At 56.3% G+C, this 25048-nt stretch carries 18 protein-coding genes; 12 read left to right on the top strand and 6 right to left on the bottom strand.

Translation table 11 applies throughout. The annotated features are described in order from the left end of the window. Nucleotides 1-239: 239 nt before the first annotated feature. Both DIT72_RS05300 and gabT read left to right on the top strand, forming a co-directional pair. A complete protein-coding gene (locus tag DIT72_RS05300) occupies nucleotides 240-1985 on the top strand; it encodes an ABC transporter transmembrane domain-containing protein (protein WP_135954740.1) in 1746 nt (581 codons plus the stop codon). 82 nt (nucleotides 1986-2067) lie between these two features. Next, entirely contained in the window at nucleotides 2068-3342 is a 1275-nt protein-coding gene (gene gabT / locus DIT72_RS05295) for a 4-aminobutyrate--2-oxoglutarate transaminase (protein WP_135954124.1), read from the top strand. A gap of 106 nt (nucleotides 3343-3448) precedes the next feature. On the opposite strand, the gene DIT72_RS05290 is transcribed toward gabT, so the two are convergent. Beyond that, a complete protein-coding gene (locus tag DIT72_RS05290; RefSeq protein WP_135954123.1) occupies nucleotides 3449-4189 on the bottom strand; it encodes a ParA family protein in 741 nt (246 codons plus the stop codon). Between the two features lie 231 nt (nucleotides 4190-4420). On the opposite strand from DIT72_RS05290, the gene DIT72_RS05285 reads away from it, so the two are divergent. Next, nucleotides 4421-5188, top strand: a complete 768-nt coding sequence (locus tag DIT72_RS05285) for a VC0807 family protein (RefSeq protein WP_135954122.1) — start codon at nucleotides 4421-4423, stop codon at nucleotides 5186-5188. 110 nt (nucleotides 5189-5298) lie between these two features. On the opposite strand, the gene gyrB is transcribed toward DIT72_RS05285, so the two are convergent. The 5 genes from gyrB to dnaA form a co-directional block, all read right to left on the bottom strand. Further along, nucleotides 5299-7713, bottom strand: coding sequence for a DNA topoisomerase (ATP-hydrolyzing) subunit B (gene gyrB, locus DIT72_RS05280; protein WP_135954121.1), 2415 nt, complete (start codon nucleotides 7711-7713; stop codon nucleotides 5299-5301). Nucleotides 7714-7798: 85 nt separating this feature from the next. Beyond that, on the bottom strand, nucleotides 7799-8923 hold the full coding sequence (recF, locus tag DIT72_RS05275) for a DNA replication/repair protein RecF (RefSeq protein ID WP_135954120.1): 1125 nt from the start codon (nucleotides 8921-8923) through the stop codon (nucleotides 7799-7801). Nucleotides 8924-9024: 101 nt separating this feature from the next. After that, nucleotides 9025-10296, bottom strand: a complete 1272-nt coding sequence (locus DIT72_RS05270; protein WP_135954119.1) for an ABC1 kinase family protein — start codon at nucleotides 10294-10296, stop codon at nucleotides 9025-9027. Nucleotides 10297-10335: 39 nt separating this feature from the next. Then, nucleotides 10336-11439 carry a DNA polymerase III subunit beta gene (gene dnaN, locus DIT72_RS05265; RefSeq protein ID WP_135954118.1) on the bottom strand — a complete coding sequence of 368 codons (1104 nt, stop codon included), beginning with the start codon at nucleotides 11437-11439 and terminating at the stop codon, nucleotides 10336-10338. A gap of 57 nt (nucleotides 11440-11496) precedes the next feature. Further along, nucleotides 11497-12945, bottom strand: a complete 1449-nt coding sequence (dnaA, locus tag DIT72_RS05260) for a chromosomal replication initiator protein DnaA (RefSeq protein ID WP_135954117.1) — start codon at nucleotides 12943-12945, stop codon at nucleotides 11497-11499. A gap of 638 nt (nucleotides 12946-13583) precedes the next feature. On the opposite strand from dnaA, the gene rpmH reads away from it, so the two are divergent. From rpmH to DIT72_RS05215, 9 genes are all read left to right on the top strand, one after another. Further along, complete coding sequence (gene rpmH, locus DIT72_RS05255) at nucleotides 13584-13718, top strand: 50S ribosomal protein L34 (protein ID WP_008172542.1); 135 nt, start codon at nucleotides 13584-13586, stop codon at nucleotides 13716-13718. 15 nt (nucleotides 13719-13733) lie between these two features. After that, nucleotides 13734-14141: a ribonuclease P protein component gene (rnpA, locus tag DIT72_RS05250; protein WP_135954116.1), complete on the top strand. Its 408-nt coding sequence runs from the start codon at nucleotides 13734-13736 to the stop codon at nucleotides 14139-14141. Next, nucleotides 14141-14434 carry a membrane protein insertion efficiency factor YidD gene (yidD, locus tag DIT72_RS05245; RefSeq protein ID WP_135954115.1) on the top strand — a complete coding sequence of 98 codons (294 nt, stop codon included), beginning with the start codon at nucleotides 14141-14143 and terminating at the stop codon, nucleotides 14432-14434. Before rnpA ends, yidD begins: the two co-directional genes overlap by 1 nt. Before the next feature lie 4 nt (nucleotides 14435-14438). Next, nucleotides 14439-16151: a membrane protein insertase YidC gene (yidC, locus tag DIT72_RS05240; RefSeq protein ID WP_135954114.1), complete on the top strand. Its 1713-nt coding sequence runs from the start codon at nucleotides 14439-14441 to the stop codon at nucleotides 16149-16151. A 71-nt stretch (nucleotides 16152-16222) separates the two neighbouring features. Beyond that, nucleotides 16223-17593 carry a tRNA uridine-5-carboxymethylaminomethyl(34) synthesis GTPase MnmE gene (gene mnmE, locus DIT72_RS05235; RefSeq protein WP_135954113.1) on the top strand — a complete coding sequence of 457 codons (1371 nt, stop codon included), beginning with the start codon at nucleotides 16223-16225 and terminating at the stop codon, nucleotides 17591-17593. Nucleotides 17594-17647: 54 nt separating this feature from the next. Continuing rightward, nucleotides 17648-19996 carry a bifunctional diguanylate cyclase/phosphodiesterase gene (locus DIT72_RS05230; RefSeq protein ID WP_228260731.1) on the top strand — a complete coding sequence of 783 codons (2349 nt, stop codon included), beginning with the start codon at nucleotides 17648-17650 and terminating at the stop codon, nucleotides 19994-19996. Between the two features lie 87 nt (nucleotides 19997-20083). Beyond that, entirely contained in the window at nucleotides 20084-20644 is a 561-nt protein-coding gene (locus DIT72_RS05225) for a DUF3833 domain-containing protein (RefSeq protein WP_135954112.1), read from the top strand. A gap of 58 nt (nucleotides 20645-20702) precedes the next feature. Beyond that, nucleotides 20703-21797, top strand: a complete 1095-nt coding sequence (locus tag DIT72_RS05220) for an efflux RND transporter periplasmic adaptor subunit (protein ID WP_135954111.1) — start codon at nucleotides 20703-20705, stop codon at nucleotides 21795-21797. 3 nt (nucleotides 21798-21800) lie between these two features. Beyond that, nucleotides 21801-24950: an efflux RND transporter permease subunit gene (locus DIT72_RS05215; RefSeq protein WP_135954110.1), complete on the top strand. Its 3150-nt coding sequence runs from the start codon at nucleotides 21801-21803 to the stop codon at nucleotides 24948-24950. Nucleotides 24951-25048: the final 98 nt, after the last annotated feature.

Raw genomic sequence — 25048 nt, 5'->3', positions numbered from 1 at the left:
CTCCTGGGTTGGGGAGCGCGCGTGGGTGGCAGGGGCTTCCGGGAACGTCAAAAGCCATGGATGGCTTTTGTCGAGCGTACAGGGACGTATTTACAGCGTGTCCCGGAAGCCCCTGCCACCCACGTGTGCTCTGCCCGGATGTATGATAGGTCTCATTATCGGCTATCAGCGTATGGTTGCCAGAGTTTACAGCACCGCCAATCAGGAGGCACACCATCAACACCCGTCATCGCAAGGCTCTGAAGCTGGTTGTCGATTTTATCAGTCCCTACCGCAGGGCGGTTGTCGGTGCCCTTGTGGCCCTGGTGTTTACGGCTGGCATCACGCTTGGACTTGGTCAGGGGTTAAGAATTCTGGTCGATCAGGGTCTGGCAACGCAATCGCCCGCCATGCTGTCCCGGGCTGTGGGGTTGTTTTTTGTGCTGGTCATCGGACTGGCAATCGGCTCTTTTGCCCGCTTCTACCTGGTGTCCTGGATTGGCGAGAGGGTAGTTGCAGATATTCGCAAGCAGGTGTTCAATCATCTGATTGATCTTCATCCCGGCTTCTACGAGAAAAACCGGAGCCTGGAGATCCAGTCGCGGTTCACCGCCGATACGACCGTGCTGCAGTCGGTTATCGGCTCCACCGTGTCCATCGCGTTGCGCAACGCGCTGATGCTGGTGGGCGGGTTGATACTGCTGTTTGTCACCAATGCCAAACTCGCTGGCATCATCATCCTGGGCTTTCCACTGGTGATCATTCCCATTCTGGTTTACGGGCGTCGTGTCAGACAGCTTTCCAGGCTGAGCCAGGACCGGGTGGCGGAAGTGGGCAGTTACGTGGGAGAGAACCTTACCCAGATCAAGACCGTGCAGGCGTTCAACCACCAGCCCCATGACCGCCGTTTCTTCGCCCGGGTGGCGGAGAATGCCTTCGATATTGCCCGGACAAGGATTCGCCAGCGGGCCTGGTTGACCACCATCGCCATCACACTGGTGATGGGTGCCATCGGGGTGGTGATCTGGATTGGTGGCCTGGATGTTATCTCCGGGCGCATCAGCCCCGGCGAGCTGGCGGCGTTTGTGTTTTACAGCCTGCTGGTGGGCCTGGCAGCCGGTGCAATCAGCGAGGTGATCGGCGAACTGCAGCGGGCCGCCGGAGCGGCAGCGCGGATCTTCGAGTTGTTGCAGACCCCCAGTGAAATCCCGTCGGAAGCCACTGCTGCCGGCGTACTACCTCAGACCATCCAAGGCGATATAACCATCAACAACCTGAGCTTTTGCTATCCCTCCCGGCCCGATACCGAGGTTCTCAAGGATCTGTCACTCAGTATTCATGCCGGGGAAACCGTGGCTCTGGTCGGTCCCTCGGGTGCGGGCAAGTCCACGCTGTTTGACCTGTTACTGCGCTTCTATGACCCGGACCGGGGGCAGATCCTGATCGACCATACCGACAGCCGCCAGGTCGCACTCGATGAGCTGCGACGATGTTTTGCTCTGGTACCCCAGAATCCTGCATTATTCCATGGCACCATTGCCGACAACATCCGCTACGCGCGCCCGGATGCCAGCGACGATGCCATGGTGGAAGCCGCCCGTATCGCCCATGCCGATGAATTTATCCGCAAACTGCCGCAGGGTTATGAGACGCCTTTGGGTGACACCGGGCTGGGGCTGTCCGGCGGTCAGAAGCAAAGGCTGGCCATTGCCAGGGCATTGCTCGCCGATGCGCCTATACTGTTATTGGATGAGGCCACCAGTGCTCTGGATGCAGAGAGCGAACACCTGATCCAGCAGGCAATGCCGGGGCTGATGTCAGACCGCACCACGTTGGTGATTGCGCATCGGCTTGCAACCGTGAGGCATGCCGATCGTATTATTGTCCTGGAGGCCGGCATTGTTCAGGATATCGGTAACCACGACGATCTGGTTGCACGGAATCCGCTGTACCGGCGGCTGGCGGAACTCCAGTTCCGGGAAGACGGCAAGGGCGGGAATACGTAGAAACATCAGTGCCGGGTTTTCAAACCGGGCGGCCATTTCGTGTATGCTGGTAGGACTAAACCGAATTCGAGGAGAAGGCAAAGTGACGAACAAAGAATTGCAGGCACTCAAAGAACGTTATGTCGCGGCCGGGGCCGCCAGTCCCAACGAACAGTTTGCCGACCACGCGACCAACGCCGAACTCTGGGATGCCGATGGCAAGCGGATGATCGACTTCGCCGGCGGCATCGGTGTACTGAATATCGGCCATCGTCACCCGAAAGTGGTCGAAGCGGTGAAAGGCCAGCTGGACAAGCTGATGCACACCTGCCAGACGGTCATGCCCTACGAGGGCTATGTGAGGCTGGCTGAGAAGCTCAGTGGCATCGCACCGGTGCGTGGCCATGCCAAGGTCATGCTGGCCAACAGTGGCGCTGAGGCGCTCGAGAACGCCGTTAAAATCGCCCGGGCCGCTACCGGTCGCAGCAACGTGATCTGTTTTGACGGTGGTTACCACGGTCGTACCTTTTACACCATGGCCATGAATGGCAAGGCAGCGCCCTACCAGACTGACTTCGGCCCGATGCCGGGTACTGTTTTCCGCGCGCCCTATCCGGTGCCTTACCATGGTGTCAGTGAAGATGAGGCGCTTCGCGGCCTGAAAATGACCATGAAGGCGGACTCTCCCGGCAAGGACACTGCCGCCATCATTATCGAACCGGTATTGGGCGAGGGCGGTTTCTACTCCGCACCGCCAAGCTTCCTCAAGGCTATTCGCGAGATCTGCGACGAGCACGGCATCCTGATGATCGTGGATGAAGTCCAGAGCGGTTTCGGCCGTACCGGTAAAATGTTTGCCATTGAGCACAGCGGCGTTGAGCCGGACATGATGACCATGGCCAAGAGCATGGCTGACGGCATGCCCGTCTCTGCCATTGTGGGCACTGACAAGCATATGGATGCCTCCGGCCCCAACTCCCTCGGCGGAACCTATACCGGCAGCCCCACCGCCTGTGCCGCAGCCCTGGCAGTGCTGGAGGTTTTCGAGAACGAGGATATTCTGGGCAAGAGCCAGCGCCTGGGCGACAAGCTGCGCAAGCGTTTTGACCAGTGGCAGGAACAGTTCCCCCATGTGGACAACGTGCGCAATCTGGGCCCCATGGCCGCCATTGAACTGGTAACTGACAAGACCAGCAGGGAACCGAGAGCGGACTTTGCCGCCGCGGTGACCAAAAAAGCCAAGGAAAACGGCCTGATCCTGCTCAGCTGCGGTATGTATGGCAATACCATCCGCTTCCTGATGCCGGTGACCATTGAAGACGACCTTCTTGAAGAAGGGCTTGGTATCGTTGAGCAGGCGTTGAAAGAGCTCGCCTGAAGCGGCTTTCAGGCAGGATTTATCACTGTTCTGCCGGTGAAGCTGGTGATGACGGAAACGCTGGTCAGTTAATTGCTGGCCAGCGTTTTTTTATGGCTGAGACCGGTTAAAGCAGTTTGCGGATTTGCTTCCACAACCGCCGGTAGGCGCCAGCGGCAGCTGATGAACGGTCTATCAACTCGACCGGCTGGCCGCTTTCCCCCATTTTTTCCACCACACTGGCATTGGGAATAATGGCATCGAGACCGCCGTCAAGATGCTGTTTACGGTTGATCACCATATCCCTGTGCAGATTCTTGCGCCGGTCCACCATGGAGAAAAATGGATGCAGACGGCCGGGTTTGAGCTTCTTGTCTCTGGCAAAAGCCTGAAGCTGGTGCCAGCTGTTGAGCGCGAGCCAGGTGGGGACCACCGGTACGAACACGCCGTCGGCTGTTTTCAGCACCTGCTCGGACAGCCGCGACATGGACGGCGGGCAGTCCAGCACCACCAGGCTGGTTTCCTCCGACAACGGCGCCAGCCAGTTCTTCAGGGTGTTGTTGCTGTCGTCCCTGTCCAGTCGCACATCAAGGTTGCGGAAGCTGTTATGGGCGGGAATGAAATCCAGGTTGGGATAGGCAGTGTCGCGAATGAATTTGCCGATCGGGGTTTTGCCATCCATCAGGGTTGCCAGTTTACGGCCCCTGACTTCGTCAGTTCCTGCCAGGTACCAGCTTGCCGCCCCCTGAGGGTCCAGGTCCCATAACAGGGTAGGAATACCGTCCTGACTCGCCAGGTAGGCCATGTTAACAGCCGCCGCGGTTTTGCCGACGCCTCCTTTCAGACTGTAAAACGCAATGATCTTCATGCTCCCTCCTGAAGCCCCCGACAAGATAACGGCTGCCAGCTTAACCGATCCCGCCTGTGTGAGTGTTGCAATTGCATGACACGCACCCATAAAGAACAACAAACCGGAAGCTGATAACGGACCAGTCCGTCCTGCCTTCGGTTACCATCCCTTTCATCGTATACTCACTGAATACTTTTTCGGTATGCTCAATAATCACCGATATTATTTCCCGAACCATCAGGCTGATCTATGACCTCCCCGGAACCTCAATCAAGACCGACACACAAGCCCAGGCCATGGGTAGACCTGCTTGTCAGTATCATCATTCCCTCCGTCATTCTCATGAAGCTGAGCGGGGACGAGTACCTGGGGAGCGTTCTTGCCCTGGTAATCGGGCTTGCCTTCCCGCTGGGCTGGGGTCTGTTCGAGTTGATACGCTACCGCAAGTACAACTTTATTGCCGTGCTGGGCGTGATCAGTGTAGGGCTCACCGGTGGTATCGGGCTGCTGGAGCTCGATGCCGGCTGGCTGGCGATCAAGGAAGCTGCGGTTCCGGCGGTGATTGGCATTGCCGTTCTTGTTTCCACCCGTACCCGATACCCACTGGTGAAAACGCTGTTATACAACCCCACGGTGCTGGATGTTGAAAAGATCCAGGCGGTGCTGAAGGAGAGGGGAAGCGAGGCGGAGTTCGAGGAACGGTTACTCAAGGCCAGCTACTTCTTCAGCCTGACGTTTCTGTTTTCATCGGTTATGAATTTTGTGCTGGCCAGGTGGATTGTCACCAGTGCTTCGGGTAGCCAGGCCTTCAACGAAGAACTTGGTCGAATGACACTGGTGAGTTATCCGGTGATTGCCATTCCCTCAATGATCATGATGATCGCCATTTTCTTTTATCTTTGGCGCTCAATTCGCCGGCTCACCGGCTACACCCTCGAAGAGGTGATGGCTCCGCACCTGGCGGCCCAACATGAAAGCAAATCAACAGAGACCACATCAAACCGCCATGACCCGTGATGGTCACCAACCTTTTGAAAATTAAATAAAAAAGGCGACCAGTTGGTCGCCTTTTTTGCCCTGGGGAGGGGGATATCAGGGCAATTTTTGCCCGCTTTTGCCGGGCAACGTCAGATATCCAGATTGGTGACTTCCAGAGCGTTATTCTGGATAAACAACCGGCGCGGTTCCACATCATCGCCCATCAGGGTTGTGAAGATCTGATCAGCGGCGAAGGCGTCCTCGATAGTCACTTTCATCATGCGACGTGTTTCCGGGTCCATGGTGGTTTCCCACAGCTGATCGGGGTTCATCTCCCCCAGTCCCTTATAGCGCTGGATGTTGAGGCCGCGCTGGGCTTCCTTCATCAACCAGTCCAGAGCACCGGCGAAGGACAGTACTGCCTGTTTGCGCTCACCACGCTGAATGTAGGCACCCTCTTCAACAAGGCCGTCCAGGGTTTCGCCCATGCGTGCGATAGCCTTGTAGGAAGAAGACTCAAAGAATTCGTGGCTGAAAACGTGGTTATGGGGAATTCCGTGCACGTAAATCACCACCTTGGGCAGGTAAAGATCCCGTTCCGGATCCTTTTCCACCGAGAAGGTGTACTTGGTACCGGTACGGGTGTCCAGCTGCAGGCCATCACCCAGGCGGGCCACCCAGCGCGCTACTGTTTCTTCATCCTTCAGATCCTCGGACTTCAGGGTGACGTTGTCCAGCATCTGCTGAAGCACCTTTGCGGGATAGGCCCGGGACAGACGATCAATCATCGCCATCACTGCCTGGTAATCCTTGACCATGGTTTCCAGCGCCGAATCCTTGATAGCTGGGGCTTCCGGATTTACATAAAGCTGGGCACCTTCCAGGGCGGTCTGGGTCAGATAGGCTTCCTTGGCCTTTTCGTCCTTCAGATATTGTTCCTGCTTGCCCCGTTTCACCTTGTAAAGCGGTGGCATGGCAATAAATACGTGGCCCCGTTCGATGATTTCCCGCATCTGGCGGAACAGGAAGGTGAGCAGCAGGGTACGGATGTGGGAGCCGTCCACGTCCGCATCGGTCATGATGATCAGGGAATGGTAACGGAGTTTTTCCGGATTGAACTCTTCCCGGCCGATACCGCAACCGAGAGCGGTAATCAGCGTGCCCACTTCCGCAGACGACAGCATCTTGTCAAAACGTGCTTTCTCGACGTTCAGGATCTTGCCCTTGAGCGGCAGAATCGCCTGGGTTTTGCGGTCACGCCCCTGCTTGGCACTGCCGCCCGCAGAATCACCCTCCACAATGAACAGTTCAGACAGCGCAGGGTCCTTTTCCTGGCAGTCGGCCAGCTTGCCGGGCAGGCCGGCGATATCCAGGGCACCCTTGCGACGGGTCATGTCCCTTGCCTTGCGGGCCGCCTCACGAGCGCGGGCAGCTTCAATCATCTTGTTGACGATCAGCTTGGCCTCGTTCGGCTGCTCCTGCAGGAAGGACGCGAACGACTGGTACAACTCCTGCTCAACCGCGGTTTTCACCTCGGAAGAAACCAGTTTGTCCTTGGTCTGGGAGGAGAACTTGGGGTCCGGTACCTTGACGCTGATAATGGCAGTCAGGCCTTCCCGGGCATCGTCACCTGAGGTACTGACCTTTGCCTTCTTGCCCAGGCCTTCATGTTCGATGTAGTTATTCAGCGAACGGGTCAGCGCCGCACGGAAGCCCGCCAGGTGGGTGCCACCGTCGCGCTGGGGAATGTTGTTGGTGAACGTATAGATATGTTCCTGAAAGGCATCGTTCCACTGCATGGCAACTTCCACCACAATGCCGTCCTCACGCTCCTTGATGAAGTGAAATACCCGGTTGATCGGAGTTTTGTTGGCATTCAGGTGCTCAACAAAAGCCCGCAGGCCACCCTCATACTCAAATACTTCTTCTTTGCCCGAGCGTTCGTCCTGCAACCGGATACGCACGCCACTGTTCAGGAAGGCCAGTTCCCGGAGCCGCTTGGCCAGGATATCCCAGTGGAACTCGATGCTGGTGAAGGTATCGGGAGAAGGGATGAAGTGAACCTTGGTGCCTGTGGCATCGGTATCGCCCACGACACTCAGTGGCGACTGGGGTACACCGTCGTGGTAAACCTGCTCATACACCTTGCCATCACGACGGACAGTCAGGGTGAGAGAAGAGGACAGGGCATTTACAACGGAAACCCCGACACCGTGAAGGCCGCCGGAAACCTTATAGCTGTTGTCGTCGAATTTTCCCCCGGCATGGAGAACGGTCATGATCACCTCGGCGGCGGACACGCCCTCTTCCTCGTGAAGATCAACCGGGATACCACGTCCGTTGTCTTTGACCGTCACCGATTCATCCGGATGAATGATCACCCCGATTTCAGAACAGTGCCCGGCGAGCGCTTCGTCAATTGAGTTATCCACCAACTCAAAGACCATGTGGTGCAGACCGGTTCCGTCATCGGTATCGCCAATGTACATGCCGGGCCGTTTCCGCACCGCGTCCAGTCCTTTCAATACCTTGATACTGGAGGAATTGTAAATCGATTCGCTCATTAGGGCACTCCTGAAGGGTGATTCCCCGGCCTGACGCCATTGCCTCTGCTGAAGAGGAATGAAGATGGCTCAGCCGGGACTTATTCTATTCTTCCGTTAGTTTTCCATGTTCCACGTGGAACAATCTGTATTCAGGCATGGTGTTCTGCCATAGCTCTTCCGGTCGGGGCGGCTCTATGGAAGTCAGAAACACCTGACAACGTAACTCGTAGAGCTTTTGAGCCAGCATGGCCCGATGCCCGACATCCAGTTCTGCGTTGATGTCATCCAGCAGAAAGGTGACCTGCTTGCCAAGATCACTCAGTACCATGCCCTGAGCAATCTTCATTAAAATAACCAGGGTTTTCTGTTGGCCCCGGGAAAATGTTTCCGACACCGGGCGCCCCTGGAATCGCAACCGTATATCGGCACGATTAGGACCATATAACGTATGACCCATTTTCCGTTCCTGTTCCCGATGGGCTTTCAATACATCGACCAGGGATTGCGACGAATCCCAGCCGGCATAGAAATCAAGCTTTAGCCCGTCTACCCAAGGCGCATCAATCTCGCCAAGGAGGCTATCAAAGGCGTCGGTGAATAGGCGAAACGTATCTTTTCGTGCTTTTGTCAGACGCTCCGCCAACTCAGTGTACTGTGAGTCCCAGACCTTCATCAGAGCGTCGTCTATTCTACCAGTTCTGAGGATTTGATTCCGCTGTGATGTGACTCTTTGGCACTGTTGCCAGATTGATGCGAAAGAAGGTTCCACGTGGAACACTGCCCAGTCCAGAAACTGCCGACGCTTACCCGGACTGCCCGCCACAATATCGAACACGCCGGGATCGATAACGGAAACAGGTAAATGCTGCGCCAGTGATGAAAGGTTGCGAACCGCCTCGCCGTCGACACGTAAGGTTGTTTCTTTTGCCAACACATCACGGGATATGCCTACCCGGTGATATAACTCACCGGGAACAGACGAAGGTTCCGCGGACATTCCCTTATCGAGACCGCCAAATACCGTCAGTTTTTTTTGGCCATGACTGACGACGGCCTGGTGCCGACTGACGCGAAACGAGCGCCCAAGACCGAGATAGCCAATGGCTTCCAGCACGCTTGTTTTACCGCTTCCATTTTCGCCGTATAAAAGATTCATGGAGGGAGAGAAGCTGACCGGCGCTTTGGCAAGATTACGGAAATTTTCCGTTTGAAGTTTAACGAGCGCCATAAGTCACAATAAGTTAACAGCCCGGGAGAGGGAAACAAAAAAGGCAGCGTGACCAATCGGCGACGCTGCCCCAGTGTACAAAACCTTCCGGATGAACGCGATTAATGCAGCATGTTCAACCGTTCATCCATAAACACATCCATCTCCGGTGCCAGGATGTGAACATAACGGTCGAAATACAGAAACTGTTTCAGCAACAGCGCAAACTCACGCGGGAAATGCAGCCCGTGACCCTCGCCAATCCTCACCATGTCCATGAGGATATTGTTGACATCGTCCTCCGCCTGCTCCGGCTGATACGGCACCTCATCCGGTACCATGGTGTCCATCTGCTGGTACAAGCGGCGCAGATCCTCCGCCAGTTCACTTGTCTCGACCTTCTGATGGGTAATACCAATACGGATCATGGCGTCCGCCATGCCATCGAAATTTCCCACCATAACAGAGGATATAAAATCGCTGACCGCCTGCCAGGTGTCCGGACGTATCCGCCCGACAATGCCGAAATCGATAAATCCGACCCGCCCGTCCTTCAACACCATCAGGTTGCCCGCATGCACGTCGGCATGGAAAAATTCGCACTGGGTCAGGCTGGAAAACCAGGTGTTCATGGCCGTGATCAGGGTTCGCTCGGGATCCCGCGCATAACCACGAATACTTTCCAGGTCGGTCAATGGCACGCCATGGAAACGTTCCATGGTCAGAATCCGTCGGGTGCTGCAGCTTTCATACACCAGCGGAACAGTGGCATCCTCATTGTGAGTGTTCAGCAGAAATTCGCGGAAGACCTTGAGGTTGTTCGCTTCCTTTATAAAGTCACACTCTTCCATCATGGTTCGCTGAATTTCCTCAACAATCCCGGACAGCGACGTCCACGACAGTTTTGGAGCCAGGACTTCCAGTATTCGCGCTGACAGATACAGGAAGTTCAGATCCGTGAGCAGGATATTTTCCACCCCCGGCTTCTGTACCTTGATCACCACATCTTCCCCGGTGATCAGTTTCGCAGCATGAACCTGTGCTATGGATGCCGACGCCAGCGCCACCGGATCAATATCGGAATAGACTTCCTCAATCGGGCGACCGAGTTCATCCCTGATGATTTTTCGGATCACACCAAAGGGCAGGTTGGGCGTCCGGTCCAGACAGTACTGGAACTCCTCCACGTATTCTTTGGGAAAGAACGTGGGGGAACTGGCAATAAACTGACCCAGCTTTATGTAGGTGGCCCCAAGGGACTCGAACGTCTGCCTGAGCAGGCGTGGCGCCGGCGGGCGGTCACCGCGAATCCAATTGGTGCCGGCGCGCCCCAGTACCGCCACTGTCTGGCCGATTCGAAAAGCGCCCTTGAGACTGTTCGTTACCGTTCCCATCATTGTCATCCTTCAATATGCTGTAAACCTTGCCTTTTTTTAGAGCCGCATGGGCATCACGACATAAAGGCAGCGGTTATCATTCTGGGCTTCGATCAACGCACTGCTGTTGGGGTTGGCCAGGGTAATCTTCACCTGCTCTTCCTCCAGCGCGTTCATGACATCCACCAGATAGCCTACATTAAATCCGATCTGCAGTGATTCGCCCTGGTACTCTACCGGCAATGCATCCTCGGCCTGTTCCTGATCCGGGTTATTGGCAAACACCTGCAACTCGTTGGGTGCCAGATTAAGCCGCACACCGCGGATATTCTCATGGGACAGAATGCCCGCACGCTGTAGCGTATTTTTCAGCGTGGCCCTGTCCGCCAACACAATCTTGTCGCCACCCCGGGGAATGACCCGGTTATAGTCCGGAAATTTGCCTTCTATCAGCTTGGAGGTGAAGGTGTACGCTCCCACCGTCGCCCGCAGATGATTATCCCCGATCACCAAAGTCACCGGCGTTTCCACATCATCCAGCAGGCGTGACAGCTCAAGCACGCCCTTGCGGGGCACAATGACCTGACGCGGTTCAGCGCACCCTGTCGGCATGTCGAAGTGTGCCATGGCCAGGCGATGGCCATCCGTTGCGACCGTGCGGACATGATCCTTGTCCACTTCCAGCAGCAGGCCGTTGAGATAATAACGGACATCCTGTTGCGCCATGGCAAAGGCTGTTGCATCAAACATGCGGCTGAGTTCCTTCTGGGGAAGCTCAAGCCGGAAGCTTTCGGGCTCGTCCTCGACATTCGGGAAATGCTCGGCAGGCAGGGTCGACAGCGTGAAATGGCTGGCCCCACATCGCAAATGCAGGCGATCACCTTCCAGCACCAACTCGATCGGCGCCTGGTCGCCAAGTGCCCGGCAGATATCGGACAGCTTCCGCGCGGGCACGGTAATGCGCCCCGGCTGATCCACATGCACCGGTGAGACCCGGCCCACCAGTTCCACTTCCATATTGGTTCCGGTCAGGGTAAGGGTATTGTCTTCCGCTACCAGCAATACGTTGGAAAGCACCGGCATTGTCTGTTTTCGCTCCACCACGCCAGCGATGGATTGCAGCGGGGCAAGCAGGGATTCTCGGCTGATCGTCAGTTTCATGGCACTCAGCATTCTTCTGTTGGAAGGTGAATGTTTACTGGTTGTTCACGGACCCGCTCAGGTTGTAAGCAACCGCATAAAGTTCTGATAATCCTCGCGGATACCCGGGTCTGTCTCCCGCAGTTCCACAATCTTCTTACAGGCATGCAGTACCGTGGTGTGATCACGACCACCAAACGCGTCGCCAATTTCCGGCAGACTGTGATTGGTCAGTTCCTTGGCAAGAGACATGGCAACCTGCCGTGGCCGCGTGATGGTACGGGTGCGTCGCTTTGACAGCAGGTCAGACACCTTGATCTTGTAGTACTCCGCCACCGTGCGCTGGATATTGTCGATACTGACCTGCTTTTCGTGCAGCGCCAGCAGGTCCTTGAGGCTTTCCCGAATAAAAGGCGGGGTAATTTCCGACCCCGTGAAGTGAGCATTCGCTATCACCAGACGAAGCGCGCCTTCTAGCTCCCGGACATTTGACCGGATTTTCTGCGCAATAAAAAAGGCGGCCTCACTACTGAGCTTCACGTTTACCTGCTCAGCTTTTTTCATCAGGATTGCAACCCGGGTTTCCAGCTCCGGTGGCTCAACCATGACTTGCAGCCCCCAGCCAAACCGCGACTTGAGACGCTCTTCCATATCCACAATTTCTTTCGGGAACCGGTCACAGGTGACGATGACCTGCTGACCGCCCTCCAGCAGCGCATTGAAGGTATGGAAAAACTCTTCCTGGGAGCGTTCCTTACGGGCAAAAAACTGGATGTCATCGATCAACAGAGCGTCTACCGACCGGTAATAGCGCTTGAACTCATTAATCGCGTTCAACTGCAACGCCTTGACCATATCCGCAACAAAACGTTCAGAGCGCAGATACGCCACCTTCGCTCCTGGATTACGGCGGACAATATCATTACCGATCGCGTGCATCAGGTGGGTTTTACCAAGACCCACCCCGCCATAAAGAAACAACGGGTTATAGGCGCCACCGGGATTTTCCGCAACCTGCATGGAGGCTGCTCTGGCGAGCTGGTTGGACTTGCCCTCCACAAAGGTGTCAAAGGTAAAGCCCTCATTCAGAAAGCTCTGATGCTTGATGTCTCCATCCACCTGGACAGCGCGCCGACTATCTGCGTTTCCGGGCTTTGCCGGCCGCGGGTTTGCCGTCGCTGCAATACCTCTTTCTTCCTCCGTCACCGCACTGGCATTTTCCTGTTCAGACGCGGCCCCGGTAGCAGCAGCGTCCGACCGGATCACCAGGTCCGCCGTTTTCGGTGCGGAACCCACTTTCATGTTCACCAGCGGAGCCTGACCACCGTGAAGGTCTTTCAATACTTCTTCAATTCGTCTGAGGTATTTTTCGTTAACCCAGTCCATCACAAAGCGGTTTGGCGCAAACAGCATCAGCCTGCCTTCGCTCTGATCAGACTGCAAGGGCCTCAGCCAGGTGTTGAATTGCTGGGCGGGAAACTCGTCCCGGAGTATTTCCAGACACTGATGCCAGATATTATTCGGCACGACAGTCTTGCCTCCGATGCCTCAGAAATTACTCGTCACGGATCTCAGACCCGACGAAAGATGACCACGGATTCTAACCCGAGCACCCTTCAAGTGAAAGGGCCAAACGCATTTAATAAACAGGCTGTGGAAATTAATTTTATTACATTTCAATCTGTTACAGACTTACCTACAGGCTTGTGTACAGAAAACAATATCACATTCAGTTACCCACAGCCCTCTGTTCGCAACCCGGCCCCAACCCTGTGCATAAACCGCAGACCAAGGGTGGATAACTACCCTGCATGACACCCACCCATGTTATCCCCATTTCCCGCGACGGTTACCCACAGAGCTCACTGGCACTTGTCAACCACCTTTTAAAGCCTGCAAACGATTATCTTTATTAGGATTTATAGTCTTATCCACAGAAAAGGCCTTGCCTAATAACAGTAGTAATAGTCTTTAAAGAAATTAAAAAAGACCTATTACAATTATTACTGATGAGCCTCGCCAACCCTTCTTCAGGATAAGCGCATGGCGCAATCGATAAGCATTGAATTCCTCCGCCACATTGCATAGAATGCCGCTCCTGTTTTGGCTGATCATTTTCCGGTCAATCATTGAATTTCAAATACCCGTAATGTGAGATCGACACCATGAAAAGAACGTTTCAACCAAGCGTACTGAAGCGTAAGCGCGTTCACGGTTTCCGTGCCCGCATGGCAACTGCCAATGGCCGCAAGGTTATCTCCCGCCGTCGTGCCAAGGGCCGTGCCCGTCTGTCTGCGTAAGACATTGACCGCCTGATGAAGGCTTTGACCTTTCCAAAATCGTCCCGGCTACTTAAACCGGCTGATTACGGTCAAGTCTTCGATGACGTTCAGATCAGGGTTCCGCACCGGAATTTTCTGATCCTGGCGACACCCAATACCCTGGGACACGCCAGGATCGGCCTGGTGTTTTCGAAAAAAAATCTCAGACTTGCCGTACAGCGCAATCGCGTCAAACGCAGGGTCCGGGAAACCTTCAGGCACCAGACAGAATTTCCTGCCCTGGACATCGTGGTACTCGGGCGACGAGGACTGTCAGAGCTTGATAATGCAACGCTCAATGCTACCCTGACGGAGCTCTGGTCGCGTCTCAGACGCAAAAACCGCCAGCTCCAGAAATCCTCAACATCGGAACACTCCGGTACCGGCAAAGGAACGGGTTAATGCGCAAACTGTTGCTCCTGCCCATCCGTGTCTACCAGTACGCAATCAGTCCCCTGATGGCCAGTCACTGCCGTCACTATCCGACCTGTTCCCAATATGCGATCGAAGCCATTACTTACCATGGCGCTGTAAAAGGCCTTTTTCTTGCGGTGAAACGTCTTCTGAGGTGTCATCCGTGGGCAAAAGGCGGGTATGATCCCGTTCCGGGCACTGAAGTCTGCGGTGAGGTAACACCTACCACCTGCTGCGGGCCGGCCAGCCAAACCCATAACACTAACCAGACCAAACAGTAAGTTTATGGATATTCAACGCGTTGTATTATTTGCCGGCCTGGCCATTGTCAGTTACATGATGGTGCTTGCCTGGAACGAAGACTATAACCAGCCCCGGACAGAGCAGGTTGCCGAACAGACCAGTTCCACCGCCCAATCCGGTAATGGCGACAACCTCACGCTACCGGAGGAAGCCCGGGACGGATCCCGATCCGCCGATGAGGAGTTCACCACACCGGAAGGCGACAGCCAGGCTATCGGCAGCACAGAAACCGGTTCGGTGGATGTCAGCAATCAGCTGATCACCGTGCGTACTGATGTCTATGAACTGAAAATAGACCGGGTGGGCGGTAACCTGATCCAAAGCTCCCTGCTCGAGTATGACCGTTCTCTGGACAGCGAAGAGTCCCTGAGGATCCTGACCAATACCAGCCGCCGCACCTATATCATGGAAAGCGGTCTCATCGGACGCGATGGCATTGACAGCAAGCGCAACAACGGTGCCCCGGTATATGACGCGTCTTCGACAGAGTATGAGTTGGAGGAAGGTGAAGATTCGCTGACCGTCAATCTGACCTACACCACAGATAATAATGTCGAAATCACAAAACAGTACCAGTTCGCCCGTGACAGCTATGAGATCGATCTTCGCTATCTGATCAATAACCAGTCAGACGATCTCTGGCAGGCCAACATGACCGGCAAGATCGTCAGGGATGAAGCTCCCGATCCTACAGCGCAGAACAGCCTGGGTATCAGGGCATTTCTGGGTATGGTGGTCAGCACACCTGAAGACCCCTACGAAAAATACGATTTTGATGACCTCACTGAAGATCCTGTCAACCAGTCGGTCACCAACGGCTGGCTGGCATTTCTCCAGCATTACTTTCTCGCTGCCTGGATACCGGAACGGGACCAACCCGCACAGTTCCAGTCCACACAACGGGGACCGCTTCATGTAATGGGGTTTGTCTATCCGGCGACACAGGTTGAACCGGGTGAAACCGCGGAAGTCTCTGCCCGAGCCTACGTAGGGCCAAAGATCATTGAGCGGCTGGAAGATGTAGCGCCCAATCTGGACCGGACCGTCGACTTCGGGTTTCTGTTCTTCATCGCGCTACCGCTGTTCCTGATTCTCGACTGGTTCCACGGTCTGGTCGGCAACTGGGGTGTGGCCATCATACTGTTGACGGTTCTGGTCAAGGCAGTGTTCTTCAAGCTTTCAGCCACCAGTTACCGGTCCATGGCCAGAATGCGGGCGGTTGCACCGCAGCTGACCCGACTGAAGGAACTCTACGGCGACGACCGGCAACGAATGTCGCAGGAAATGATGGCTCTGTATAAGCGGGAAAAGATAAATCCCCTTGGTGGCTGCCTGCCGATACTGGTACAGATGCCGGTGTTCATTTCCCTTTACTGGGTCCTGTTTGAAAGCGTGCAGTTGCGCCACGCGCCCTTTATGCTCTGGATCCAGGATCTTTCGGTGATGGACCCCTACTTCATCCTGCCAATCCTGATGGGTGCCAGCATGATGTTGCAGATGAGCCTGAACCCGACTCCGCCGGACCCGATGCAGGCGAAGATCATGAAACTGATGCCTCTGGTGTTCACAGTATTCTTCCTCTGGTTCCCGGCAGGTCTGGTACTGTACTGGCTGGTTAACAACATTCTTTCCATCAGCCAGCAATGGTATATTACCCGCAAGATTGAAGCGGAAATGGCCAACAAGAAGAGCTGATCGGGCACCATCGAAACCAGTAATTGCAGAGGCTCCTACCGGGAGCCTCTGTTGTTTCAGGGAATACAATCATGTTCAATGCCACCGATACCATAGCCGCCATAGCGACAGCGCCGGGCCAGTCCGGTGTGGGTATCGTGCGCGTATCCGGCCCGGATGCAGCGGCCATCGCGCAGCGGATGCTGGGTTTCCGGCCCAGACCCCGTTATGCTCACTATGGCCCTTTCGCGGATACCAACAACCAGTTGATCGACGAAGGCATCGGGCTGTTTTTCCCCAATCCCCATTCCTTTACCGGCGAGGACGTATTTGAGCTTCAGGGGCACGGCGGCACGGTCATCCTGGACCTGCTGTTAAGGACTGTTTGTGAGCTGGGTGCCCGCCTTGCCAGGCCCGGTGAGTTTTCCGAAAGGGCGTTTCTTAACGATAAACTCGATCTGGCCCAGGCTGAAGCCATTGCCGACCTGATCGAGAGCAGTTCCGAACAGGCGGCGCGCTGCGCGGTCCGCTCGTTGCAGGGCGTGTTCTCCCGCAGGATTGACGCCCTGGTGGAGGCGGTTACCCACCTGCGTATCTACGTTGAAGCGGCGATTGATTTCCCCGAAGAGGAAATAGACTTCCTTGCGGATGGTAAGGTTGCCAACGATCTGCGGGCTATTATCCGCGATCTGCAGATTATTCTCGGGGAAGCCCAGCAAGGCACCATTCTCAGGGATGGCATGAAAGTAGTGATTGCCGGTCGCCCCAACGCTGGCAAATCCAGTCTTCTCAATGCCCTGGCGGGCCGTGAAGCGGCTATTGTGACGGCTGTCGAAGGTACGACGCGGGATGTGCTGCGTGAGCATATCCACATTGATGGTATGCCGCTGCATATTATTGACACCGCAGGCCTGCGGGACAGCCCCGATGAAGTGGAACAGATCGGTATTGCCCGCGCCTGGGAGGAAATTCGCCAGGCCGACCGTATTCTGTTAATGGTGGATGCCACCACCACACCCGAGACCGAACCCCAGCGGTTATGGCCGGACTTTATCGACCAGCTGCCCGCGGGTGCCCCGCTTACTGTAATCAGGAACAAGGTCGACCTGAGCGGTGAAGCCGTGGGTATCGAACAACCGACCGAAGAAGCGGCACCAGTCATTCGCATTGCCGCCAGATCCGCCGACGGGCTGGAGGTTTTGCGGGAGCACCTGAAGCAGTGTATGGGATTTGCCAGTACCACCGAAGGGGGCTTTATTGCCCGGCGCCGTCACCTGGATGCCCTGGAGCGGGCCCGGGATTTCCTGTTGCAGGGACAGGATCAGTTACAGGGCTTTGGTGCCGGTGAGTTACTGGCAGAGGACCTGCGCGCTGCCCAGGATGCCCTGGGAGAAATTACCGGTGCAATGACACCGGACGAGTTGCTCGGTAAGATCTTCAGCAGCTTCTGTATTGGCAAGTAAGCCCAGAGGAAACCTTTGAAAGCCTCAGTTTGATCCGCCCAAGGATAGCCATTCATGCCGGGAAAGTTGACCCACCGTCCGACCAACTGGAAAACGCCGGCTTCCCGGCAGTCCGTGATGTGGTTGCTGGGTTTGCTGGTACTGGTGTTCGTGGCCGGCATGTTTCTGCTTTCCACTCTGAACATCAATTATTCCCGGGATGCCCTGTCTGAGCTTCGACGTCAACAGATCCATGAAGTCGTGAGCGCCGGGCTGATGCGTATCAACGCCCGCCACTCAACCCTGGCCGGTTACACCACGACCCTGGCAAACGTGGGAGAAAGCTTCCACGCGATAGCAGAAAACGACGATTCCGAGCCTGACAGTTCCCATCTCCGGACTCCTCTGGAAAACGCCCTCAAAGACCAGTTGCAGAATTTTGACGGCGCTGCTGGCGGCGGCCTGTGGTTCCGGCCCGGTGTTCTTTCCGGGCCTGCTGTCAGTTACATGCCCTACTTTGTACAGGGCCCGGAGGAACAGGAGCTGAACCGGCTCGATGTTGAAAACCGTTTCGGGAATTACCGTGATGCGCCCTGGTTCAGCCACACCCTGGGGCCGGAATGGACACCGACCTCCGACAACGCGGACAAAGTCTACTGGTCGCCGATCTATTATGACGTCAACATCGAACGGCCAGTGCTGACGCTGGCAAGCCCGATGTATGACCGCCGGAAAAACCTGCTTGGCATGGCAACCACCACCTGGACAGCGGACCGGATGATTGACGTTGTAAGCCATATTACGGTCACCGAACACAGTTTTACCTTCCTTAACGACAGGAACAATCGCAACCTGTCGAGCCTTGGCAAGGGTGAGGATACCGGGCAGGAACAGGCATTGATGGATGCGATTCTCGCACTGGAACTCGCTGGCAGTGCCGATGAACATTCCGCAACCGGCGCGCTTGCCACCCGCACGCTCACGGTCGGGGAGGATGTCTACGAACTGTATTATGGCGCCACCGCCGGAGGCATGGTCTATGGCGCGGGCGTGCCGGTGGATGAAATCAACGCGGGACTGCGCCCCATGAAGCAGACCAACCAGCGCGTTCTGGTGGGTACCGTGTCTGCGATACTGCTTCTCAGTCTCTATCTGCTGTATCGGATTATCCAGCTGGTCAGGGAACTGCGGGCCTCCTACACCGATGATCTCACGGGATTGCCCAACCGGATCCGCCTGTTACAGGATTTACAGACCCAGAATGATGCCTCGCTGCTGATCATCAATCTGGACCGTTTTAACGAAATAAACAGCCTGTTCGGCAATGTTTGCGGCGACCATGTATTGTTGGCCATCGCAACGCGGTTGACAGCCTTTACCCGTGATCAGGCACCGGATTCGCTGAGGGTATACCGCTTGCCGGGTGATGAATTCGCAATCCTCGCCCCCTTGCTTGAGGAGCAGGTTATCGAGGGGCTGGCAGTGCAGATACGCCACCTCGTTAACGGAGAACGGATTTATTGGCAGCAGCAGCCGCTGACGGTCGATGTCAGTATCGGAATGGCGATGCAGAAAGATCGCAAGCCCGGGAATTCCACCGATCAACTGGTCAGCCAGGCCAAGGTGGCAGTGCTGCAGGCACGGGAGCAGAACCGTCATCACCTGCTTTACGACCCTTCTGTGGGGGTCGAGGAAAATTACGAGGCCAACCTTTACTGGGCCAACCGGTTGAAGGCAGCGATTGACGATGATCGCCTGGTGCCCTGGTTTCAGCCGATTTACGATAATCAGCTGCAGCGTGTTACCAAGTATGAGTGTCTGGTGCGCATGGTAGAGCCGGACGGACGGGTGATGAGTGCCGGCCAGTTCGTCAAGATTGCCGACCGGTTGCGGTTGAACCGCAGAATCACGGTGCTGATGATCGAAAAGTGTTTCGCCCGTTTTTCCAGCCGAAAGGAAGAATTTTCCATTAATCTCTCGTACGGCGACATCGCCGATTCAGAGACGGTGAACAGGATTCTGGAGGCGCTGGACCGTTATGGCATTGGCAACAGGGTGATGTTCGAGATCCTGGAATCCGATGGCGTCGCCAATTACGATGAGATCCGCAGGTTCATTGAACAGGTAAAACCGTTCGGCTGTCATATTGCCATTGATGATTTTGGCACCGGCTACTCCAATTTTGCCCACCTTCTGAGCCTGAAGGTTGATTACATAAAAATCGACGGCAGCCTGATCCGTAACCTTGATAAAGACCATACCGCGTTTCTGGTCACCAGTGGCATAGTCCAGTTCGCCGGCAGCCTCAATATCCGCACGGTGGCCGAATTCGTTCACAATGAGGCCGTTCAGGAGCGGGTGCGCGAATTGGGCATTGATTTTTCCCAGGGTGACTACTTTGGTATGCCCGAAGTGCTTTTGTAACAGGCCTCACATTGATCGGTAATGGCGCTTCTGGCGTATTCCAGGGACTGGAAATTCACTGCGAAACATGCCGAGAGTGTAAAAGTCATGCAAAGTCCCCTCTTATTGAAAGCATTCACTGGTTTGCCCCGCTACCTCTGGTTATTGTTATCCACAGCCCTGCTCGCTGGCTGCGCCGGACCGGCGCTGGAGGACTATCAGGACCGGGAACCGGTATTGACGCCCCAGGAGTTCTTCACCGGCGAACTTTCCGCCCGGGGTGTGGTCAAGGATTTTTCCGGTGAAGTCATTCGTACCTTTGACGCGGATATTTCCGCCAGTTGGGACGACGCGGGCGTTGGCACGCTGGATGAAGAGTTCCGGTTTGACGATGGCGAGGTGCAAACCCGGGTCTGGACTCTGACACCGGATAATGGTGCCCTGCACGCCGATGCCGGAGATGTGGTGGAGCCTGGCACCATGCGCTGGCAGGGTAATGCGATCCACATGAACTATGTTCTGCGGGTGGCATACGGGGATGACACCATTGATGTTCGTATGGATGACTGGATGTACCTGATCACGCCCGACACCCTGATCAACCAGACCACCATGACCAAATGGGGGATACAAGTGGGTGAAATTGTGCTGGTGATCAGCAGGAAGTAATCGGGCCGGACCCCGGTACCAGCGGTGAACGACACTAAACGAATTTATCGAGCAGATTATGGTCAAGCAATGGCTGATCGCCCTGGTACTTGTGGCTCTGGCAACCGCAGGTGCTCTCTCCTGGCACTACCTGGTCCCGGAAGAGGCTGACAGTGCACAGAGGGAGCGTCCGGCGAGCAAGGTGAATGCGATCAGCCCGAACATGGAAGTGGTACGGGATTCCGTTAACGCCGTGGGCAACCTTCGCGCCCTCGACCAGGTGGAGCTGACAACTGAGGTCAGCGGCCGCGTGGTGGAAATGAACCTGGCCAGCGGAAAGCGGGTCAGCCAGGGCCAGTTGCTGCTGCGACTGGACGATCGCCAGGCCAGGGCCGACCTGCAGGTAGCGGAAGCCACCCTGGCCGATGCCCGCCGTCAGTATCAACGGGCCCAGCGCCTGCAAACCAACAACAGTATTTCCCGGTCCCAGGTAGATGAGCTTCGCACCGCCATGGCTGTGGCCGAGGCCCGGCGCGAATCTGCCCGGACCCGTCTGGACAACCACCGCATTGAAGCGCCGTTCGAAGGCGTGATCGGACTCAGTGATATCAGCCTTGGCACCTACCTCAGTTCGGGAACGTCCGTAGCCAGCCTGGATTCAACCGATCGCATGGAACTGGGCTTTTCGATTCCCGAGCGTTTCCTGGGCCAGGTCCGGACAGGACAGTTGGTACTCGGCAGGTCGCCGGCCTATCCCGATGAGGGATTTGAGGGTGAACTGGTGGAACTTGGCACCCGGATCAACGAGCTCAGCCGCACACTGCCGGTGCGGGCGATTATCGACAACCCCGATGGCAAATTGCGGCCCGGACAGTTCATGTCTGCCAATCTGACATTACGGGAGCGGGAAGCACTGGTTATTCCCGAGCAGGCGCTGATGATTCGCGGTGATGACAAGTATGTCTTCATTGCCGAGGACGGTATCGCCCGCCGGGTATCCGTTTCCCTGGGCTCCAGGTCCCCGGGTTGGGTCGAGGTATCCCGGGGGCTATCTCAGGACAACCGGGTGATTGTCACCGGCCAGGATCGCCTCAGCAGCGGCGACCGCATCGATGTGGTGGATGACGACAACGCGATCCCGGAAAACCGTTTTGCCAGTTCCCCGGATTCCTGATCAATGATTCTCTCCGACATTTCCATCAAACGACCGGTCTTCGCCACGGTTATCAGCCTGCTGATACTGGTTTTTGGTCTCGCCGCCCTGCGCGGTCTGCCGGTGCGGGAATACCCCGACATTGACCCGCCGGTGGTTTCCATTTCCACCGATTATACCGGTGCTGCGGCCGAGGTGGTGGATACCCAGATTACCCAGGTGATCGAGGGCGCCATTAGCGGTATCGAAGGGATTCGCTCCATCGAGTCCAGCACCGAACAGGGTGAGTCCCGAACCTCCATTGAATTCAATACCTCACGCAATGTGGATATCGCCGCCAATGACGTCCACGACGCGGTAGCCCGGATTGCCAGCGAGCTGCCGGAGCAAGCCGACCCACCGGTGGTGCAAAAGGCTGATTCCGATGCACGGCCAATGATGTGGCTGTCGTTACGGAGTGATGTCTGGGACAGCGCCGGGCTCAGTGATTTTGCGGAAAGGGTTCTGGTTGACCGTCTCTCGGTTCTGGATGGTGTAGCGGACGTCCGGATCGGTGGCGAGCGGCGCTATGCCATTCGCGTCTGGCTGGACCGCGAAAAGCTGGCGTCCCGGGACATGACGGTGGCGGAGGTGGAACAGGCCCTGAGGTCGAATAACGTAGAGTTGCCGGCCGGCTCGGTAGAATCCTCCACCCGGGATTTCACCGTACGCGCCAAAGGGCGGCTTGGCGGTGTCGATGAGTTCCGCCAGCTGGTTATCCGCCGTGACGGTAACGATCTGCTCAGGCTTGGCGAGGTTGCCAATGTGCAAATGGGGGTCGAATCCGACACCGGCCGTCTGCGCTTTAACGGGCAGACCGCAGTGGGGCTGGGCGTTATCCGGCAATCCAAATCCAACACTGTTGCTGTCTCGGATCTGGTTCGGGCAGAACTGGATAAAATCCGCGAAACCCTGCCCCCGGAAGTCAACATCGCGGAAAGCTACGACGAATCCATCTTTATCCGTGCCTCCATCCGGGAAGTGGCCATTACCCTGGCGATTTCGGTATCCCTGGTCATTCTGGTGATCTTCATGTTCCTGCGTTCGTGGCGGGCAACACTGATTCCGGCGGTGACCATCCCGGTGGCTGTCATCGGTGCGTTCATCGGCCTTGGTGCTCTGGGGTTTTCCATCAACGTGCTGACACTGTTGGCGGTAATCCTTGCCATCGGCCTGGTGGTGGACGATGCCATTGTAATGCTGGAGAACATCCAGCGGCGTATCGACGAGGGTGAGCCGCCGTTGTTGGCTGCCTATCGGGGTGCACGGCAGGTGGCATTTGCAATTATCGCCACCACCCTGACGCTGATTGCGGTCTTCGTGCCGATCTCCTTTATGGGCGGAAACGTGGGCCGCCTGTTTGCAGAGTTCGGTTTTACCCTGGCGGCGGCCGTGGTGGTATCCAGCATCGTGGCGCTTACATTGACGCCCATGCTGTGTTCCAGGTGGCTAACGCACAGCCCCGAAACCGAAGAAGGCCACCGCCTGTGGGCCGCCAGCGAGCGGGCCCTCAACGGGCTCACCAACGGCTATGCCCGCATGTTGCGATTTTCCCTGCGCCAGCCCGGCCTGCTGCTGGGTCTGGGTATGGTGGGTCTGATCATGGCGGTGGTGGTATTCCCGCGATTACCCCAGGAGCTGGCTCCGACCGAAGATCGCGGTATCATCATCATGCCCACCAGCGCACCACGTGGCTCCACGGTAGAATACACCGACCACCATGTACTCAAGGCCGAAGAGCTGTTGCTGCCCTACCTGGAAAACGGCAGTGCCACCCGAATACTCTCCATCGTCGGGTTCCGCAACGAGGCGGACAGTGCGTTCATGATCATGGGCCTGGCGCCCTGGGACGAGCGGGAGATCAGGCAGCAGGCAATAACCAGTGAAGTCCGGGACAAACTGGCAGGTGTCCCCGGAGTGCGTTCGGTGGCGGTGAACCCGCCGGGCCTGGGGCAGCGTGGATTCAGCCAGCCGGTGGAATTCGTTATTGGTGGCCCTGACTATGAATCGGTACAGGCATGGAGTGAGGAAATTGTCGAGCGGGCGAAAGACAACCCCAATCTTCTCAGCCTGGAAACCGACTTCGAGCTGACACGCCCGGAACTGAATGTCACCATCGACAGGGAACGTGCCGCGGATCTCGACGTGACCGTGGAAGACGTGGGCCTGACCCTGCAGACCATGCTGGCTTCACGACAGGTAACGACCTACCTTGATCGTGGCCGGGAGTACGATGTCATCGTTCAGGCGGCGGACATCGACCGGGCTACACCCAATGATCTTGGTCGCGTGTTCCTGCGTCCACGTGAGGGTGGCGAGCTCATTCCCCTGGAAGCGCTGGTGAGCATCGAAGAGGTAGGTGCCAATCCGGACCTGCGGCGCATTGACCGGTTGCCGGCGGTCGTTATCAGTGGTTCCCTGGCAGACGGTTACGATCTGGGTTCGGCACTGACCTATCTCAACAATCTCGCTGTGGATAACCTGCCGCCGGAGGCCAGGGTCAGTTACAAGGGCCTGAGCCAGGAGTTCCAGGATTCTTCCGCGGCCATCTACGTGACGTTCGCGTTGGCGTTCGTTATCGTCTTCCTGGTGCTGGCCGCGCAGTTTGAAAGCTGGATTCACCCGATGATCATCATGCTGTCTGTGCCTCTGGCAGTCACCGGCGCGCTCTATGCTCTGTTTTTTACCGGTATCACCCTCAACATCTATAGTCAGATAGGGATCATCATGCTGCTGGGGCTGATGGCCAAGAACGGGATACTGATCGTGGAGTTTGCCAACCAGCTGAGGGATAAAGGCTACGAGGTCTATGATGCCATCCTGGAGGGGGCCATCCTGCGCTTCCGGCCTGTGCTGATGACTACTATTTCAACGGTCTTCGGCGCAGTGCCGCTGGTGCTGGCAAGCGGTGCGGGTGCCGAGAGCCGGGCTTCCATCGGTATCGTCATCCTCGGCGGGCTGATCTTTGCCACTACCCTGACCCTGTTCATCATTCCTGTGCTCTACAATCTTCTCGCCCGCTTTGCCAGGTCCAGTAATGCGGTGAGCCTGGAACTCGAGAAACAGGCCAGGGGGTCTGCAGGTGGCCGCGGGATAGCGGCTGCTGCGCAGTCCAGGCAGGTGGACCAGTTCTGAAAGCGCCGGTCCGGTGGCAGCCTGTGGATAAATTACTGGATAACCTTCGGATAAGCTTTGGTTAAATCTGAAATTTTATAACAATAACAGATACCTGG

The sequence above is a fragment of the Marinobacter orientalis genome (genome assembly GCF_004792665.1).
Classification (GTDB): Bacteria; Pseudomonadota; Gammaproteobacteria; order Pseudomonadales; family Oleiphilaceae; genus Marinobacter; species Marinobacter orientalis.
The sequence above is the reverse complement of the archived record's forward strand: the minus strand, read 5'-3'. Positions and strand labels throughout refer to the sequence as shown.

Coding starts and splice junctions, on each gene's coding strand:
- dnaN (WP_135954118.1), bottom strand. CDS start 11,439: ATGAAACTGACGATCAGCCGAGAATCCCTGCTTGCCCCGCTGCAATCC.
- DIT72_RS05290 (WP_135954123.1), bottom strand. CDS start 4,189: ATGAAGATCATTGCGTTTTACAGTCTGAAAGGAGGCGTCGGCAAAACC.
- recF (WP_135954120.1), bottom strand. CDS start 8,923: ATGGCGCTCGTTAAACTTCAAACGGAAAATTTCCGTAATCTTGCCAAA.
- DIT72_RS05270 (WP_135954119.1), bottom strand. CDS start 10,296: ATGGGAACGGTAACGAACAGTCTCAAGGGCGCTTTTCGAATCGGCCAG.
- DIT72_RS05220 (WP_135954111.1), top strand. CDS start 20,703: ATGGTCAAGCAATGGCTGATCGCCCTGGTACTTGTGGCTCTGGCAACC.
- DIT72_RS05285 (WP_135954122.1), top strand. CDS start 4,421: ATGACCTCCCCGGAACCTCAATCAAGACCGACACACAAGCCCAGGCCA.
- yidD (WP_135954115.1), top strand. CDS start 14,141: ATGCGCAAACTGTTGCTCCTGCCCATCCGTGTCTACCAGTACGCAATC.
- yidC (WP_135954114.1), top strand. CDS start 14,439: ATGGATATTCAACGCGTTGTATTATTTGCCGGCCTGGCCATTGTCAGT.
- rpmH (WP_008172542.1), top strand. CDS start 13,584: ATGAAAAGAACGTTTCAACCAAGCGTACTGAAGCGTAAGCGCGTTCAC.
- DIT72_RS05230 (WP_228260731.1), top strand. CDS start 17,648: ATGCCGGGAAAGTTGACCCACCGTCCGACCAACTGGAAAACGCCGGCT.
- rnpA (WP_135954116.1), top strand. CDS start 13,734: ATGAAGGCTTTGACCTTTCCAAAATCGTCCCGGCTACTTAAACCGGCT.
- mnmE (WP_135954113.1), top strand. CDS start 16,223: ATGTTCAATGCCACCGATACCATAGCCGCCATAGCGACAGCGCCGGGC.
- gyrB (WP_135954121.1), bottom strand. CDS start 7,713: ATGAGCGAATCGATTTACAATTCCTCCAGTATCAAGGTATTGAAAGGA.
- DIT72_RS05225 (WP_135954112.1), top strand. CDS start 20,084: ATGCAAAGTCCCCTCTTATTGAAAGCATTCACTGGTTTGCCCCGCTAC.
- DIT72_RS05215 (WP_135954110.1), top strand. CDS start 21,801: ATGATTCTCTCCGACATTTCCATCAAACGACCGGTCTTCGCCACGGTT.